This window comes from Arthrobacter saudimassiliensis, from assembly GCF_059090665.1.
In genome coordinates, this window is sequence record NZ_JBNHFX010000003.1 from 445,631 (window position 1) to 460,890 (window position 15,260).

The window sequence follows — 15,260 nt, forward strand, 5'->3', positions numbered from 1 at the left end:
GAAACGGAAACCCGGGCCCCGGGGCGCTGCCGAACCGGCATGCCGCCTGCTTAGACGGCAGTGAGCTCCATGGCCTGCGCGAGCAGCTCGTAGGAGCGGAGCCATGCCTGGTGGCTGGAGGCCTGGCTGGCAACGATCAGTTCGTCGGCCTGCGCGTGGCCGCTGAACCAGTCCAGGTATTCACGGACCTGGTCCGGGGTGCCGACGGCGGAGTACCGCACCATCTGTTCGATCTGCAGTCCGGCCGGGGACTTGAGGATCTGGTCGGCCTCCTCGTCGGTGAACGCCCGGTCCCGGCCCAGCAGCTGGGCCACCCGGCGTCGGCGGGCGTGCAGGAACTCGGCCTGGGCCTGCTCCTCGGTGTCGGCGGCGAGGACATTCACGCCGGCGATCACGTAGGGCTCCTGCAGCTGTGCGCTGGGCTTGAAGTCACGGCGGTAGAGGGCGACGGCGTCCTGCAGCGCCTGCGGGGCGAAGTGCGAGGCAAAGGAATAGGGCAGCCCGAGTGCCGCCGCCAGCCGGGCGCCGAAGAGCGAGGAGCCGAGGATGTAGAGCGGCACGTTGGTGCCCTTGCCGGGGGTGGCGTCGACGCCGGGGATCCGGGATTCACCGGTCAGGTAGCCCTGCAGCTCCAGCACGTCCTGCGGGAAGGAGTCGGCGGACATCGGATCCCGGCGCAGGGCCCGGAAGGTCTTCTGGTCGCTGCCCGGTGCCCGGCCGAGGCCGAGGTCGATGCGCCCGGGGTACAGCGTTTCCAGGGTGCCGAACTGCTCGGCGATGGTCAGCGGCGAGTGGTTGGGCAGCATCACCCCGCCGGCACCCAGCCGGATCCGTTCGGTGTGCGCGGCGATGTGGCTGATCAGCACGCTTGTGGCGGAGGAGGCGATGGTCGGCATGTTGTGGTGCTCGGCGTACCAGATCCGCCGGTAGCCCAGCCGCTCGGCCAGCTGCGCCAGTTCGACACTGGCCTGGAAGGAATCACGGGCCGTCCTGCCCTCGTCAATGGTGGCGAGATCGAGGATGGACAGGGGAACACTCATCTGCTGTGGCGGCCTTTCGTAGCGAAGCAAGGGCGGCCCGTCGAGCCGCTGTGCCTTCTGCAACGACAGCTGACCGGCAGTTATTTCCGGTGTCCCTCCCGCCCGGCCGCCGGCGTCCGGCCCGGACCGGGCTTCTCCTCCGGCCCCTCAGCGGCGCACCCCCGGCTGCCGGGCCAGATAGAGGGCGAGCCGGTCGAAGGCATCCTGCCACTGGGCGGCGGCGCCGTCCCGGGCGCTCCGGGATGGAAAGGTGCCCTGCCGGAACTCCTGGCGGGTGCCGCCGTCGTGCTCCCTGAAGTCCACCTCCACCTGGCTGCGCGGCCCGGCCGGCCCGTCGTCGGCCTCCCAGAGCAGGCTGAAGGACAGGTGCGACGGCGGCCGCACGGCCCCGAAGCTGCCGGTCCACCACAGCTCGGTGCCGGTTGCGGGATCCACCATGCAGGCGCGGTAGCTGCCGCCGGGAACCGGCTGGAAGCTGGCCCGGTCCGCGGGAACAACGAAGCCCTCCGGCGCCCACCAGCCGGCCAGGCCCTGCAGGCTGGCCCAGGCGGCGTAGACGTCCCCGGGCGAAGCGGCGAGGGACCTGGTGATCTCCAGGTCCAGGCCGCCGGGGGTCTCTCCCGGGCTTCCGCTCCGGTCCTCCATGCCGGTTCCTTTCCTTGTGCCTCTCCTTGTGCCTCGGCTCAGCCCGGCGGTTCGACGCCGCCGGAACCGGGCGGAGCGGGTGCCGCAACCGGGCGGGCCTGCGGTTCCTCCGGCCCCTGGTCCAGCCGGAACGGCGGGTATTCATCGCGCAGCAGCAGCACGTAGGCGGCCACCCGGTAGATCCATCGGTTGATGCCGATGATCAGGTTGAACAGCTCATGCCGGTAGCGGCCGGTGAACAGCAGGATCACGGCGGCGATCAGCACCAGCAGGCCAAGCAGCGACCAGCCCCATCCCCCGGACCAGCCGCCCGGGCCGCCGCCCCGACCCTCCCAGACGTCCTCTCCGCCGTCCCATCCGTTCCGCCAGCCGAACCCGGTGCCTCCGGTGAAGATGCCGATCACCAGCAGATGCGGGATGGCAAGCAGCCACCATTTGACCAGGACCAGCCCACGGGAGAGCCGCTCGGGCCGGACCACGTCGAAGGACGCGGGGTAGTCGGCCGCGGCCAGGGTGAACGGCGGGTACCGGTCCGTGCCGAGGGCCGAGTAGCCGTAGAAGCCGACCCGCCAGGACCAGCGCAGCACTCCCGCCGTGTACCAGAACCAGGGCCGGGGATAGCGCCCGGTGAACAGGATGGCCACCCCGGCGGCCACGCTGGTGACCGCCAGCCCTACCCACAGCAGCGCCAGGATGAAGTAGTGAGGTATGGCCAGCAGCCATTTCACGAGCCACAGCCCGCGGGAGAGCCGGGCATCAAGGTATCCCGCCAGGCGGGCGGGATACGGCCATCCGGAAGCGTCGGGGCCGCCGCCGGAGGGGGCGGCCCGCGCCGGGTCCACGTCGCGCCCCAGCCCGGCCGTTCCGAACAGCAGCAGTGGAAGACCGATGACCAGGGCGATCAATCCCCCGGTCAGCAGGCCGGACCCCAGCGGCCCGAGGAGGTCCGAGCGGCCCCCGACCTGAACATCCATCCAGACCGGCCGGCTGCCGTCGGCGTTCATCACCACCAGCGACCAGTCACCCGGCTCCAGGTCCCAGGTCAGCTCCTGCTGCCCGGCACCCGAGCCGGAGACCACCCAGAAGTCCTGCTCCCCCGGCGGAGCGGGAACCCGGCTGCCCCCGGTGACCACGTCGTCGTCCTCCGACCACGGGTCATTCCAGTACGGCCCCGGCTGCGGCCTGTCCGCCCGGCTGAACGGCGTCGTCGGCACGCCCTGCAGGTAGTCGTCCACCGCGTCGGCGTCCCCGATCCCGACGAAGACCTCCTGGCCGGGAATCACCGGCCGGGCCCGGACCTGCACTCCTGCCGGTTCCCCGGCGGGAACGGCCGACGTCGGACCGGACTCGAAGAGCACCGGTCCGCTGAGCAGGGCGTAGCCGGTGCTTTCGTAGCGTTCCCGGGGTGCGGTGATGTAGGCGTTGTCCCCCTGGGCGGCGTTCCCGGCCAGCAGCGCGGCCCCGGCGGCGGCAAGACCGGAGCCGGTGAGGGCAAGGAGCACCCCAAGGACCAGCAGCACCCAGTGCCCCGGCTTCATCCGGGCAGGGGGGACGTAGGCGGAAGCGGACGCCGGGTATTCAGCCATGTCCTGTCCTTTCGACCGCGGACCGGGCCGTGCGCAACCAATCTAGTGACGGCGTCGGCCCGCCGGGAAGGGCTGCTGCCAATTACCGCCGACGCGCGGGCATCGCGATCGTCTGCTGTTGCCGCCCGGCTCGGCGCCGGTGTCTGGCCCACCGGCCGGGCGCCGTGCTATGACGGCAGGCAGGGAAGGGATGCGGTCCCGGAGCAGCGGCAACGAGGGACGCCAACCGAAAGGAAGACCCCATGAGCACGGACACGGGCAGGGCGAAGGTCGTGGTCGGAGTGGACGGCTCCGACAACGCGGTGCACGCGCTTCGGATGGCACGGCGGGCCGCCGAAACGATGAACGCACGGGTGCAGGCGGTCATCGCCTGGCAGTACCCGGCCCTGCTCGGAGCCTACGACATGACCTGGGACCCTGAGGAAGCAGCCTGGGAGGCGGTGAAGCAGGCCGTGGACCGGGTCTGGCCGGAGGGCGTTCCTCCGGACCTGGAGCAGACCGTGGTCCGGGGCCAGGCGGCCCGGGCGCTGCTGGATGCGGGACGGGACGCAGACCTGGTGGTGGTGGGCTCACGCGGGCGCGGCGGGTTCTCCGGGCTGCTGCTGGGCTCGGTCAGCTCGGCGGTCGCGGCCCATGCAGGCACCTCCGTGCTGGTCACGCACGTACCCGGCGACGTCGACCAGGCAGGCTCGGGGGAAGACTGAGCCCCCCCTGCTACCGAGCGGCCAGCATCTTCCGCCGCCGGTGGGCGAGCAGCTGGCCGCCGATCACGATCAGCAGCGAGACGATGAACATGGCCGAACCGATGACGTTGGCCTGCGCCGGGATGCCGCGGGTGGCCGAGACATAGATGAACTTGGGGAACGTGTCGACGTTGCCGGAGTTGAAGTTCGTGATGATGAAGTCGTCGAAGCTCATGGCGAAGGCCAGCAGGGCCGCGGCCGTGATCCCCGGCAGCAGCAGCGGAAACGTCACCCGCCAGAACGCCTGCAGCGGTGAGGCATACAGATCCGCCGCGGCCTCCTCCAGCTTGGGATCCAGCCCGGCGACCCGGGCCTTGACGGTGACGACGACGAACGAGATGCAGAACATGGTGTGCGCCAGGATCACCGTGCCCATGCCCAGCTGGGCGCCCACGTTGAGGAACTGGGCCAGCAGCGAGGCGCCCAGGACCACCTCGGGAGTGGCCAGGGGCAGGAAGATCAGCATGTTCGCGGTGGCGTTGAACCGGAACCGGTAGCGGACCAGGCCGATGGCGATGAGGGTGCCGAGCACGGTGGCCAGGATGGTGGCCACGGCTCCGATCCGCAGGCTGTTGCCCAGTGCCTCGCAGACCGCCGGCGCACCGCAGGGATTCGCCCAGTTGTCCAGGGTGAAACCGCGCCAGCTGAGGTTGGTCCGGCCGGCGTCGTTGAAGGAAAACGCGAAGACGTAGCCGATGGGCACCAGCAGGAAAAGGAAGGCCAGCGCTCCGAAGGCGGGGACCAGCCAGCGTCCGAACCGGGTTGCTCCTGCCATGGCTACATCAGCTCCTTGGTGCCGAACCGGCGGACGTAGAGGATCACCAGGGCCAGGATGGCCAGCATCAGGACGAAGGACAGGGCCGAGGCGCCCGGGTAGTCGACCACCCGGAAGAACCGCGAGTCGATCACCTGCCCGATCATGGTGGTGTTCTGGTTGTTGCCCAGCAGCGCGGCGTTGACGTAGTCGCCGGTGGCCGGGATGAAGGTCAGCAGGGTGCCCGCCGTGACGCCGGGCAGTGACAGCGGCAGGGTGACCTTGCGGAAGGTGGTGAACGGCGAGGCGTACAGGTCGCTGCCGGCCTCGATCAGCCGGGTGTCCAGCCGTTCCAGCGACGCGTAGATGGGCAGCGTCATGAACGGCAGGAAGTTGTAGGTCAGCCCGCACACCACGGCGAAGGCGGTGGCCGTGAGACGCCCGTCCTCCGGCAGCAGGGACACCGCCCGCAGCACCCCGACCACCGGCCCCTCGTCGGCCAGGATCTGCTTCCAGGCCTGCGTGCGCAGGATGAAGGAGGTGAAGAACGGAGCGATGATCAGCACCAGCAGGATGCCCTTGAGCAGCCGGCGCTCGCGCAGCCGGACCGCCACCAGGTAGGCCATCGGGTAGCCGATCAGCAGCGCCGCGACGGTGGCGATCAGCGCGAACCCGAAGGAGCGGGCGACGTCGGGCCAGTAGTCGGTCAGCACGCGGAGGTAGTTGCCGAACTCCAGCGCCGGAACGAACTGGCCGACGTCGGCGCCCTCGGGCTTGGTGTACAGCGAGGTGGCCAGCAGCGAGAACACCGGCAGCACGAAGAACAGCAGCATGAAGAGGAAGCCGGGCAGGATCAGCAGGTAGCCCACCCGGGAGCGGCGCTTGGCGGCGTCGTCCTCGGTGGCGCTGATCGGATTGGTGCTCTCCCGGGTGCGGCCGGTGAGCAGCGCCATCAGCTGCCTCCGTCCGTGGCCCCGGCCCGGGAATCCTCGTCGCCGCGCAGCCCGAAGGCGTGTTCGGCGTCCCAGGCCAGCTGCACCCGGTCACCGTCGGCGAACAGTGTGCCGCCGTGGTTCTGCGCGAAGACGCCCACGGTGCCGATCCCCTCGGCCTCGACCAGGTATTCGGTGCTGGCTCCGGTGAAGGAGACATCCAGGACGACGCCGCGGATGCCCGTGCCGGCGGCTGCGGGGGCCTCCATCCGCAGCTTTTCGGGCCGGATGCCGACCAGTACCCTGCCCGTGTGGTCGGTGGCGCGGTCCCTGCGCAGGGCCACCGTGTTGCCGGCGATGTCCAGCTCCAGGTACTCCCCCGCCGCGCCGGTGACGCGGGCCTGCATCAGATTGGACTTGCCCAGGAAGTTCGCGACGAAGGCGGTTCGCGGAAGTTCGTACAGTTCCTGCGGCGGGCCCATCTGTTCCACGCACCCGTTGTTCATCACGGCGACCGTGTCGGCCATGGTCATGGCCTCCTCCTGGTCATGCGTGACGTGCACGAAGGTCAGGCCGACCTCCGTCTGGATCTTCTTCAGCTCCACCTGCATCTGCCGGCGCAGCTTCATGTCCAGGGCGCCCAGCGGCTCGTCCAGCAGCAGCACCGCGGGCCGGTTCACCACGGCCCGGGCCAGCGCCACGCGCTGCTGCTGGCCGCCGGAGAGCTGCGCCGGCCGGCGGGCGCCGAGGTGCCCGAGCTCCACGAGGTCCAGGGCGGCACGGGCCTGCGCCTCGGCGTCGCGGACCTTGCGCCGCTTCAGCCCGAACGCCACGTTGTCCAGCACGCTCATGTGCGGGAACAGGGCGTAGTTCTGGAACACCGTGTTCACCGGCCGCTGGTGCGGGGCGGTGCCGGTGATGTCCTTCCCGCCGATGCTGAGCGTGCCCGACGTCGGGGCCTCCAGGCCCGCGACCATCCGCAGGGTGGTGGTCTTGCCGCAGCCGGAGGGGCCCAGGAGGGCGAAGAAGGAACCGGAGGGAATGACCAGGTCGAGGTTGTCGACGGCGGTGAAGTCGCCGAACCGCTTGGTGACGCCGGAGAGCACCAGGTCCGCGCCCGCGGACCCGGATGCCGCCCCGGGATCCCGGGTGATGGCCGCGGTGCTCATCAGTTGCCGATCGCCGTCTGGAAGCGGTCGCTGAAGTCGGTTTCCTCGTCGGGAGTCAGGGTGCGCACCACGTGTGCCTTGGCCAGGAACTCCTCGTCGGGGAAGATCAGCGGGTTGTCCACGAGCTCGGGATCGATGTCGGCCATCGCCTCGCGGGCCCCCTCCACCGGGCAGACATAGTTCACGTAGGCGGCCACGGTGGCCGCGTTGACCGGGTCGAAGTAGTAGTCCATCAGCTTCTCGGCATTGGCCTTGTGCCGGGCGCCCACCGGAACCATGAGGTTGTCGGACCACAGCGTGCCGCCGGCGTCGGGGAGGGCGAACTCCCACTTGTCGCCTTCCTCGAAATTCAGCTGCGTGATGTCCCCGGACCAGCCGATCACCGCCAGTGCGTCGCCCGAGATCAGGTCCTCCTTGTAGGAGTTGCCCTTGACCTGGCGGATCTGCCCGTTGGCGATCTGTTCCTGGAGGACGTCCAGGGCGTTGTCGAACTCGGTGCCGCCCCAGGAGCCGGTGACGTCGACGCCGTTGTCGAGCATCAGCAGGCCCATGGTGTCGCGCATTTCGTCGAGCACCTCCACCCGGCCCTTGAGCTCGGGCTGCCAGAGGTCGGAGACCGTGCGCAGGCCCTTCGGGAACGCCTCCTTGTTCCAGGCGATGCCGGCGAAGCCGGTCTGCCAGGTCAGGGAGTGCTTCCGGCCGGGATCGAAGTCCACGTTCTTCAGGCTGGAGAGCAGGTTGGCCGCGTTCGGGATGTTGGCGGTGTCCAGCTCCTGCGTATAGCCGAGCCGGATCATCCGCGCCGCCATCCAGTCGGTGAGGGTGATGATGTCCTGGCCGATGTCCTGCCCGTTGGCCAGCTGCCCCTGCACTTTTCCGAAATACGTGTCGTTGCCGTCAATATCCTCGGAATACGTGACCTCGATGCCGGTCTTTTCCGTAAAGGCATCCAGCGACGGGTAGGTGGCCGCGGCGTCGTCGTAGTCCAGGTAGAGGGTCCAGTTGGCCCAGCTGAGCGTCTTTTCCGATGCCGAGAGGTCCTCCGCCGCACCCGTGGAGGTGGCGCCCGAGGTGCCGGTGCCCCCGGTTCCGCAGGCTGACAGGAAGGCGGCCAGCCCGAGGCCGCCGGCACCGGCCAGCAGCCCGCGGCGGGACATGCGGGCGGAGACCAGCCGCCGCATCATGGGATCGAGCGGGACGGGGCGACGGCTCATCGGAGGCTCCTTGCGTGCTGGGGAAAGGAAGTGATTGCCGTTGATATTGCCAGCCTTCAGCGGACCCGGACAAGGTTTTCGTTGTAAATCTTTTGTTACGCAACGGTCCCATTGTTTCCGGCGCAATAACGCAACGGAATCCGCTCCGGCAAGCCTTGCCTTCCACGGAATTAGCGGTTTGAATGACTGGACCAGCAGCCCCTGAGGGGCGGCCCGACCTCGGAGGTGGCAGGTGATCCCGGAGCCCGGATCCGCAGCAGCGCCTGCGGTGGACGACGTCTCCAAGGCGATCATCGAACAGCTCCAGGCGGACGGGCGGCGGTCCTACGCCGCCATCGGCAAGGCCGTGGGCCTGTCCGAGGCGGCTGTACGGCAGCGGGTGCAGAAGCTCACCGACTCCGGGATCGTGCAGATCGTGGCGGTCACCGATCCGCTGCAGCTCGGCTTTCCCCGGCAGGCGATGCTGGGCATCCGCGCCACCGGGGACGTGCGGGCCGCCGCCGACGAGGTGGCTGCCCTGGGCCAGGTCGACTACTGCGTGGTCACCGCCGGCTCCTTCGACATCCTTGCCGAGGTGGTCTGCGAGAACGACGACGACCTGCTGGGACTGGTGGACCGGATCCGGGCCCTGCCCGGCATCCAGGCCACCGAAACATTCATGTATCTCTCCCTGCGCAAGCAGGCCTACAACTGGGGCACACGATGACCGATACCTCCACCGGCAGCATCACGGCGCGCGGAACGGACCGCCAGCAGGCGGCCCGGGACCACCTGTGGATGCACATGGCCCGGCACTCCCACCTGGCCGAGGGCGGCACCGTGCCGGTGATCACCCGCGGCGAGGGCCACATGATCTACGACGACCGCGGCCGGAGCTACATCGACGGCCTGGCCGGGCTGTTCACGGTGCAGGTCGGCCACGGCCGCGAGGAGCTGGCCGAGGCCGCCGCCAAGCAGGCCCGGGAACTGGCGTTCATGCCGCTGTGGTCCTACGCCCATCCGCAGGCGATCGACCTGGCCGAACGCCTCGCCGCCCACGCGCCGGGCGACCTGAACCGGGTCTTCTTCACCACCGGCGGCGGCGAAGCGGTGGAGTCCGCCTGGAAGCTGGCCAAGCAGTACTTCAAGCTGCAGGGCAAGCCGGGCAAGACCAAGGTCATTTCCCGCGCCGTGGCGTACCACGGCACGCCGCAGGGCGCGCTGTCCATCACCGGCATTCCGGATATGAAGGCCCCCTTTGAGCCGCTGGTGCCCGGCGCGTTCCGGGTCCCGAACACCAACCAGTACCGGGCCCCCGAGGGCCTGGAGGATCCGAAGGCGTTCGGCCGGTGGGCGGCGGACCGGATCGGCGAGGCCATCGAGTTCGAAGGCCCGGACACGGTGGCCGCGGTGTTCCTGGAGCCCGTGCAGAACTCGGGCGGCTGCTTCCCGCCGCCGCCCGGCTACTTCGAACGGGTGCGTGAGATCTGCGACGAATACGACGTCCTGCTGGTCTCCGACGAGGTGATCTGCGCGTTCGGCCGGATCGGGTCCATGTTCGCCTGCACCGACTTCGGCTACCAGCCGGACATCATCACCTGCGCCAAGGGCATGACCAGCGGCTACTCCCCGATCGGCGCGATGATCGCCTCGGATAAGCTGTTCGAGCCGTTCCGGCACGGCGACACCACCTTCTACCACGGCTACACGTTCGGCGGGCACCCGGTCTCCGCCGCCGTCGCCATGGCCAACCTCGACATCTTCGAGCGCGAAGGCCTCAACGAGCGGGTGGCGCAGAACGCCCCGGCGTTCCGGGCCACCCTGGAGAAGCTGCTGGACCTGCCCATCGTCGGCGATGTCCGCGGCGAGGGCTACTTCTACGGCATCGAGCTGGTCAAGGACAAGGCCACCAAGGAGACGTTCAACGCCGAGGAGTCGGAGCGGCTGCTGCGCGGCTACCTCTCCACCGCACTGTACGACGCCGGGCTGTACTGCCGCGCCGATGACCGGGGAGACCCCGTGATCCAGCTGGCGCCGCCGCTGACCATCGGCCAGCCGGAGTTCGACCAGATCGAGTCCATCCTCCGGTCCGTGCTCACCGACGGGCTGAACCACCTTTGAGCGGCTCGGCGGGGGCGGCGCGGCAGCCGGCCAACGGGGCGGTGTCCTTCTGGTACGCCGGGCAGGGCCTGCCCGCTCCGCGGCCTCCGCTGGAGGGTGACGCCGACGTCGACGTCGCGATCGTCGGCGCCGGCTACACCGGTCTCTGGACGGCGTACTACCTCAAGCGGGCCCGCCCGGACCTTCACATCACGGTGCTCGAGCGCCGGTTCGCCGGCTACGGGGCCTCGGGCCGCAACGGCGGCTGGCTGACGAACACCATGACCGGCGGCCGGGACAAATACGTGCTCAGCCACGGCCGGGACCTGGTCGCCCGCTTCCAGCTGCTGCTGAACGAAACGGTCGACGAGGTGATCAGCGTGGCCCGGGACGAAGGCATCGACGCCGACATCGCCAAGGGCGGCGAACTGAACGTGGCGCTGAACCCGGCCCAGCTGCACCGGCTGCAGGCCTGGGCGCAGGCGGAGGCACAGTGGCCCGAGTCCGGGGCGCAGCTGCTCGACGCCGCCGAAACCGCCGAACGGGTCCGGATCGCGGGGGCGCTGGGCGGGCTGCATCAGCCGCACTGCGCGCGGATCCAGCCGGCCAAGCTGGTGCGCGGGCTTGCCGCCGCCGTCGAGGCCCTCGGCGTGCCGATCCGGGAGCAGACGCCGGTTACCGAGATCCGCCCCGCCGCCGGCGGCCGGCCCGCGGCGGCGGTCACGCCCCGGGGCACCGTCCGGGCCCGCTTCGTGCTGCGCGCCACGGAGGGCTTCACGGCGGGGTTCCGCGGCACGCACCGCGACTGGCTGCCGATGAACTCCTCCATGATCGTCACCGAGCCGCTCTCCGACGCCGCCTGGGAGCAGATCGGCTGGCAGCACATGGACACGGTCGGCGACATGGCGCATGCGTATATGTACGCGCAGCGGACGGCGGACGGGCGCATCGCGCTGGGCGGGCGGGGCGTGCCGTACCGGTTCGGTTCCCGCACCGACGCCGACGGCGCGACGCAGCCGGGCACGGTCCGCTCCCTGGCGGCGCTGCTCCGGACGATGTTTCCCGCCGCCGGCGAGGCACGGATTGAGCACGCGTGGGCCGGGGTGCTCGGTGTTCCCCGGGACTGGCGGGCCAGCGTGGGCCTCGATGCGGGCAGCGGCCTGGGCTGGGCCGGCGGCTACGTGGGCACCGGCGTCGCGGCGTCGAACCTGGCCGGGCGCACCCTGCGGGACCTGGTGCTCGGCGCGGACAGCGAGCTGGCCGCCATGCCGTGGGTCAACCGGCGGGTGCGGCGCTGGGAACCTGAACCGCTGCGCTGGCTGGGCGTGCACGCCATGTACCGGGCGTACCACGCCGCGGACCGGGCCGAGCGCGACGGGCGGGCAGACACCTCACCGATCGCGCGGGCGGCGGACCTGGTCTCGGGGCGCTGAGGAGCCGCGGCAAACGGAGGGATGGGCGGGCGCGCGGCGCCCGCCCATTCCGACGCTTAACCCTGCGGCTTGAGCTCAATCTCGACGAAGGCGAACTCGGTGTCGGTCTTGTTGATGACGTTGTGCTCGGCGCCGGCGGGGCGGGCATAGGAGGCCCCGACCACCAGGTCGTTGGTGGCCTGCCCGTCCGGGGTCTCGTAGCTCATGTGCCCGGCCACGGTGGGGACCACCACGTAGTCCATCTCATGGGTATGCCAGCCGGTCTCGGTCCCCGGAGGGAACCGCCACTCGGTCACCCGGACCTGGTCATTGTCGATCTGCACAGTGGCCACGGCCTGGCCGTAAACCGAGGTGGTGGAAGTCATGGCAAAAACCTACCCCAGCCCCTGCCGCTGCCGAAGCCGGTGAAGCAACACCGCAACATGCAGCGAGGTGCGCGATTCGGGGTCGTCCAGGCTGACGCCCAGCCGGGACTGCAGGCGCTGCAGCCGGGCGTAGAGCGTTGGGCGGCTGAGATAGCCGCTGCGGGCCAGCGCCGCCTTGTTGCCGCCGCTTTCCAGGAAGCGCTCCAGCAGGTCCAGGTCCGCGCCGTCGCCGTCCGCCAGCCCGTGCAGCTCGGCCTCGGCAAAGGACACCGCCCGCGCATCCTCGCGCAGCAGGGACAGCAGCCCCCGCAGGCGGACGTCGGTGGAGCGGTAGTAGCGCCGTCCGCTCCCCGGCAGGGTCGCGGCGGTCTGCGCCACGTGCGCAGCCTCGTCGAGGCCGGCGGCGGCTGCGGCCAGGGAGGCAGCGGCCCGGCCGACGCCGGCGGTCCATTCCAGCGGCTCGTCCGCCGCCGCGGTGCGGTCCGCGAGGTCCCCGCAGATCCGCTCCAGCAGCCCGTCTTCGAGCATCCGGGCGGGCAGCGCCAGCAGGACCGCCACCTGGCCGGTCTGCAGCGCGGCGGCCAGCGCGGTGTTGCGGCTGGCAGCCAGGACGGCGCCGAGGACTTCCAGCAGGGCGCGTTCCTTGCGCTGCAGCGACATCGGATCGGTTCCGCTGCCCGCAGCCAGCTGCAGCACCAGCGGCAGGTAGGCCGGCGACGGCGCCAGGCCGAGCGCGACGGCGCGGGCCAGGGCCGCGGCGTCGTCCCGGGCGAGCGGGGCACGCAGTTCATGGATCAGCCCGGCCTGGGCCTGCTGTGCCAGGCCGGCCTGGTCACGCTCGGCCAGGCGGTTGATGGACAGCGCCTGCCCGGCACGTTCGAGCACCATGCCCGCCTCCGCGGCGCCGCCGGCGGGAAGGCAGGGCGCCACCAGCCGCCCCCAGCGCTGGCTGCCCTGCCCCACCGGGGTCTGCAGCCAGCACTCATCCCCCGCCGTGCCGGTCTCCGCGGTGGCCCTGGCGGCCCGCGAGCGCCGCTGCCAGTCCTGCAGCAGGTCCTGGGCGGGAACCGCCGCCGCAGCGAAGGCCACCACCAGATGCGCGGTGTCCTCCAGCACCACCGGTGTCCCGAGCAGCTGGGCCGCACGGTCCACGATCTCCTGCACCCCGGCGCTCTGCAGGCTCAGCAGGGTGAACACCTCGTGCACCTGGCGGGCCTTCTCGACCTGCTCCAGCTGCTGCGCGACGATCCGCCGGTGCACCACCTCGGTGACCTCCACGAACCGGATCTGCCGGTGCAGCCGGATCACCGGGAGGCCCCCGTGCCGGGCGCCTTCGGCCAGCGCCGCCGCGGCGGCGGGCCGGGTGGCCGGAATCTCCACGAGTACCCCTGCGGCACCGGCGCGGCGCAGGCCGGTGAGGTACTCGGCGGCGGACGCGGCGGACTCCCCGAAGGCCAGGCCGGTGGTCAGCACCAGTTCCCCGCCCTCCAGCAGGTCCGTCAGGTTCGGCAGCTCGGCGACGTGCACCCACCGCACCGGCCGGTGCAGGGTCCCGGCGCCGGCCAGGACCTCCGGCTCTCCCGCGCGGACCACGTCCAGCGCCAGCACGTCCTCCAGGGTCAGACTCATGGCTGGAGTCTAGGGCTGGCACCAGCCCGCGGTTCTTACACACTGTCAATGTTTCCCGATATTTCCTGACACTTCGGCCATGGGCAGCGGCGCGGCGGGCCGCGACGATGGTTCAAAAGCCATCACCGGCACGCCCTCTAGGAGCAGGAGCACCCATGCAGACCACCCGGCACTGGATCAACGGGGCCTTCACCTCCCCCGCCGACTCCCGCCTGGCCGACGTCACCAACCCGGCCACCGGCAAGGTGACCTCCCGGGTGGCGCTGGCCTCCGCGGCAACCGTGGACGCCGCCGTCGCTGCCGCGGCCGAGGCGTTTCCCGGCTGGCGGGACACGTCCCTGGCCCGCCGGGTGCAGATCCTCTTCGCGTTCCGTGAGCTGCTGAACTCCCGCAAGGCGGAACTGGCGGCGATCATCACCGCAGAGCACGGCAAGGTGCTCGACGACGCCCTCGGCGAGATCAGCCGCGGTCAGGAGGTCGTCGAGTTCGCCTGCGGCATCCCGCATCTGCTCAAGGGCGGCTACACGGAGAACGCCTCCACCAAGGTCGACGTGCACTCCATCCGCCAGCCCGTGGGCCCGGCCGCGATCATCAGCCCGTTCAACTTTCCCGCCATGGTGCCCATGTGGTTCTTCCCCGTGGCCATCGCCTGCGGCAACACCGTGGTGGTCAAGCCCAGCGAGAAGGACCCGACGGCGGCCAACTGGCTCGCCGAGCTGTGGCAGGAGGCCGGTCTACCCGACGGTGTGTTCAACGTCGTGCACGGCGACAAGGAAGCGGTGGACACCCTGCTGCAGCACCCGGACATCCGGTCCGTCTCCTTCGTCGGCTCCACCCCGATCGCGCGCTACGTGTACCAGGAGGCCACCGCCTCCGGGAAGCGGGTGCAGGCCCTCGGCGGGGCGAAGAACCACATGATCGTGCTGCCCGACGCCGACCTCGACCTCGCCGCGGACGCCGCCGTCAACGCCGGGTTCGGTTCCGCCGGCGAGCGCTGCATGGCCATCTCCGCCCTGGTCGCCGTGGAGCCGATCGCCGACGAGCTGGTCGCGAAGATTGCCGAGCGGACCGCCACGCTGCGCATCGGCGACGGCCTGCGCGGCACCGACATGGGCCCGCTCGTCACCGCCGCGCACCGCGACCGCGTCGCCGGGTACATCGATGCCGGCGAGGCGGCCGGCGCCTCCGTGGTCGTGGACGGCCGCACCGTCGAAGCCGACGCCGAAGGCGGGGGCTTCTTCCTCGGCCCCACGCTCTTCGACCACGTCACCCCCGACATGTCCATCTACACGGACGAAATCTTCGGGCCGGTGCTCTCGGTGGTCCGGGCCGACAGCTATGACGAGGCGCTCGCCCTGATCAACGCCAACCCGTACGGCAACGGCACCGCGATCTTCACCAACGACGGCGGGGCCGCGCGCCGCTTCGAAAACGAGGTCGAGGTCGGCATGGTCGGGATCAACGTGCCCATCCCGGTGCCCATGGCCTACTACTCCTTCGGCGGCTGGAAGAACTCGCTGTTCGGCGACTCCCACGCCCACGGCACCGAGGGCGTGCACTTCTTCACCCGCGGCAAGGTGGTCACCACCCGCTGGCTCGACCCCAGCCACGGGGGCCTGTTCCTCGGCTTCCCGCAGAACGCCTGACCCCCGCCACACATCGGAGCACCCA

The 15,260-nt window shown here is 70.6% G+C and carries 14 protein-coding genes; 5 read left to right on the plus strand and 9 right to left on the minus strand.

The features are described 5' to 3' along the window. Positions 1-50 precede the first annotated feature (50 nt). The 3 genes from AC5RV6_RS13300 to AC5RV6_RS13310 form a co-directional block, all read right to left on the minus strand. Positions 51-1,040, minus strand: coding sequence for an LLM class flavin-dependent oxidoreductase (locus AC5RV6_RS13300; protein ID WP_494007797.1), 990 nt, complete (start codon positions 1,038-1,040; stop codon positions 51-53). Between the two features lie 147 nt (positions 1,041-1,187). Further along, positions 1,188-1,685: an SRPBCC family protein gene (locus AC5RV6_RS13305; protein WP_494007798.1), complete on the minus strand. Its 498-nt coding sequence runs from the start codon at positions 1,683-1,685 to the stop codon at positions 1,188-1,190. Between the two features lie 38 nt (positions 1,686-1,723). Continuing rightward, complete coding sequence (locus AC5RV6_RS13310; protein ID WP_494007799.1) at positions 1,724-3,271, minus strand: DUF4389 domain-containing protein; 1,548 nt, start codon at positions 3,269-3,271, stop codon at positions 1,724-1,726. Positions 3,272-3,513: 242 nt separating this feature from the next. Between AC5RV6_RS13310 and AC5RV6_RS13315 the strand changes: the two genes are divergently transcribed. After that, a complete protein-coding gene (locus tag AC5RV6_RS13315; RefSeq protein ID WP_494007800.1) occupies positions 3,514-3,975 on the plus strand; it encodes a universal stress protein in 462 nt (153 codons plus the stop codon). A 10-nt stretch (positions 3,976-3,985) separates the two neighbouring features. On the opposite strand, the gene AC5RV6_RS13320 is transcribed toward AC5RV6_RS13315, so the two are convergent. Genes AC5RV6_RS13320 through AC5RV6_RS13335 form a run of 4 tightly spaced genes read right to left on the minus strand, consistent with a single transcriptional unit; the run spans position 3,986 to position 8,083 of the window. Continuing rightward, positions 3,986-4,789 (minus strand): ABC transporter permease, encoded by an 804-nt coding sequence (locus AC5RV6_RS13320; protein ID WP_494007801.1) that lies wholly within the window; start codon positions 4,787-4,789, stop codon positions 3,986-3,988. A gap of 2 nt (positions 4,790-4,791) precedes the next feature. After that, complete coding sequence (locus AC5RV6_RS13325; protein ID WP_494007802.1) at positions 4,792-5,721, minus strand: ABC transporter permease; 930 nt, start codon at positions 5,719-5,721, stop codon at positions 4,792-4,794. Next, on the minus strand, positions 5,721-6,869 hold the full coding sequence (locus AC5RV6_RS13330) for an ABC transporter ATP-binding protein (RefSeq protein WP_494007803.1): 1,149 nt from the start codon (positions 6,867-6,869) through the stop codon (positions 5,721-5,723). The genes AC5RV6_RS13325 and AC5RV6_RS13330 overlap by 1 nt, the downstream gene beginning before the upstream one ends. Continuing rightward, on the minus strand, positions 6,869-8,083 hold the full coding sequence (locus AC5RV6_RS13335; protein ID WP_494007804.1) for an ABC transporter substrate-binding protein: 1,215 nt from the start codon (positions 8,081-8,083) through the stop codon (positions 6,869-6,871). Before AC5RV6_RS13335 ends, AC5RV6_RS13330 begins: the two co-directional genes overlap by 1 nt. Before the next feature lie 232 nt (positions 8,084-8,315). Between AC5RV6_RS13335 and AC5RV6_RS13340 the strand changes: the two genes are divergently transcribed. Genes AC5RV6_RS13340 through AC5RV6_RS13350 form a run of 3 tightly spaced genes read left to right on the plus strand, consistent with a single transcriptional unit; the run spans position 8,316 to position 11,595 of the window. Next, a complete protein-coding gene (locus AC5RV6_RS13340; protein ID WP_494007805.1) occupies positions 8,316-8,789 on the plus strand; it encodes an Lrp/AsnC family transcriptional regulator in 474 nt (157 codons plus the stop codon). Further along, complete coding sequence (locus AC5RV6_RS13345) at positions 8,786-10,183, plus strand: aspartate aminotransferase family protein (protein ID WP_494007806.1); 1,398 nt, start codon at positions 8,786-8,788, stop codon at positions 10,181-10,183. Before AC5RV6_RS13340 ends, AC5RV6_RS13345 begins: the two co-directional genes overlap by 4 nt. Beyond that, positions 10,180-11,595, plus strand: coding sequence for an NAD(P)/FAD-dependent oxidoreductase (locus AC5RV6_RS13350; RefSeq protein WP_494007807.1), 1,416 nt, complete (start codon positions 10,180-10,182; stop codon positions 11,593-11,595). The genes AC5RV6_RS13345 and AC5RV6_RS13350 overlap by 4 nt, the downstream gene beginning before the upstream one ends. 56 nt (positions 11,596-11,651) lie before the next feature. Here the strand turns inward: AC5RV6_RS13350 and AC5RV6_RS13355 are convergent, their stop codons facing one another. Both AC5RV6_RS13355 and AC5RV6_RS13360 read right to left on the minus strand, forming a co-directional pair. Continuing rightward, the gene (locus AC5RV6_RS13355; protein WP_494007808.1) at positions 11,652-11,960 is read right to left on the minus strand and encodes a cupin domain-containing protein; all 309 of its coding nucleotides are present in this window, start codon (positions 11,958-11,960) and stop codon (positions 11,652-11,654) included. Between the two features lie 9 nt (positions 11,961-11,969). Then, positions 11,970-13,589, minus strand: coding sequence for a PucR family transcriptional regulator (locus AC5RV6_RS13360; RefSeq protein WP_494007809.1), 1,620 nt, complete (start codon positions 13,587-13,589; stop codon positions 11,970-11,972). Positions 13,590-13,744: 155 nt separating this feature from the next. Between AC5RV6_RS13360 and AC5RV6_RS13365 the strand changes: the two genes are divergently transcribed. Next, positions 13,745-15,235 carry a CoA-acylating methylmalonate-semialdehyde dehydrogenase gene (locus tag AC5RV6_RS13365; RefSeq protein ID WP_494007810.1) on the plus strand — a complete coding sequence of 497 codons (1,491 nt, stop codon included), beginning with the start codon at positions 13,745-13,747 and terminating at the stop codon, positions 15,233-15,235. The last annotated feature ends 25 nt before the right edge of the window (positions 15,236-15,260 follow it).

Bases quoted from the DNA above. Each gene is read 5' to 3' on its own strand.
- AC5RV6_RS13315 (WP_494007800.1), top strand. From the start codon at position 3,514: ATGAGCACGGACACGGGCAGGGCGAAGGTCGTGGTCGGAGTGGACGGC.
- AC5RV6_RS13360 (WP_494007809.1), bottom strand. From the start codon at position 13,589: ATGAGTCTGACCCTGGAGGACGTGCTGGCGCTGGACGTGGTCCGCGCG.
- AC5RV6_RS13305 (WP_494007798.1), bottom strand. From the start codon at position 1,685: ATGGAGGACCGGAGCGGAAGCCCGGGAGAGACCCCCGGCGGCCTGGAC.
- AC5RV6_RS13345 (WP_494007806.1), top strand. From the start codon at position 8,786: ATGACCGATACCTCCACCGGCAGCATCACGGCGCGCGGAACGGACCGC.
- AC5RV6_RS13310 (WP_494007799.1), bottom strand. From the start codon at position 3,271: ATGGCTGAATACCCGGCGTCCGCTTCCGCCTACGTCCCCCCTGCCCGG.
- AC5RV6_RS13320 (WP_494007801.1), bottom strand. From the start codon at position 4,789: ATGGCAGGAGCAACCCGGTTCGGACGCTGGCTGGTCCCCGCCTTCGGA.
- AC5RV6_RS13365 (WP_494007810.1), top strand. From the start codon at position 13,745: ATGCAGACCACCCGGCACTGGATCAACGGGGCCTTCACCTCCCCCGCC.
- AC5RV6_RS13325 (WP_494007802.1), bottom strand. From the start codon at position 5,721: ATGGCGCTGCTCACCGGCCGCACCCGGGAGAGCACCAATCCGATCAGC.
- AC5RV6_RS13355 (WP_494007808.1), bottom strand. From the start codon at position 11,960: ATGACTTCCACCACCTCGGTTTACGGCCAGGCCGTGGCCACTGTGCAG.
- AC5RV6_RS13335 (WP_494007804.1), bottom strand. From the start codon at position 8,083: ATGAGCCGTCGCCCCGTCCCGCTCGATCCCATGATGCGGCGGCTGGTC.
- AC5RV6_RS13330 (WP_494007803.1), bottom strand. From the start codon at position 6,869: ATGAGCACCGCGGCCATCACCCGGGATCCCGGGGCGGCATCCGGGTCC.
- AC5RV6_RS13300 (WP_494007797.1), bottom strand. From the start codon at position 1,040: ATGAGTGTTCCCCTGTCCATCCTCGATCTCGCCACCATTGACGAGGGC.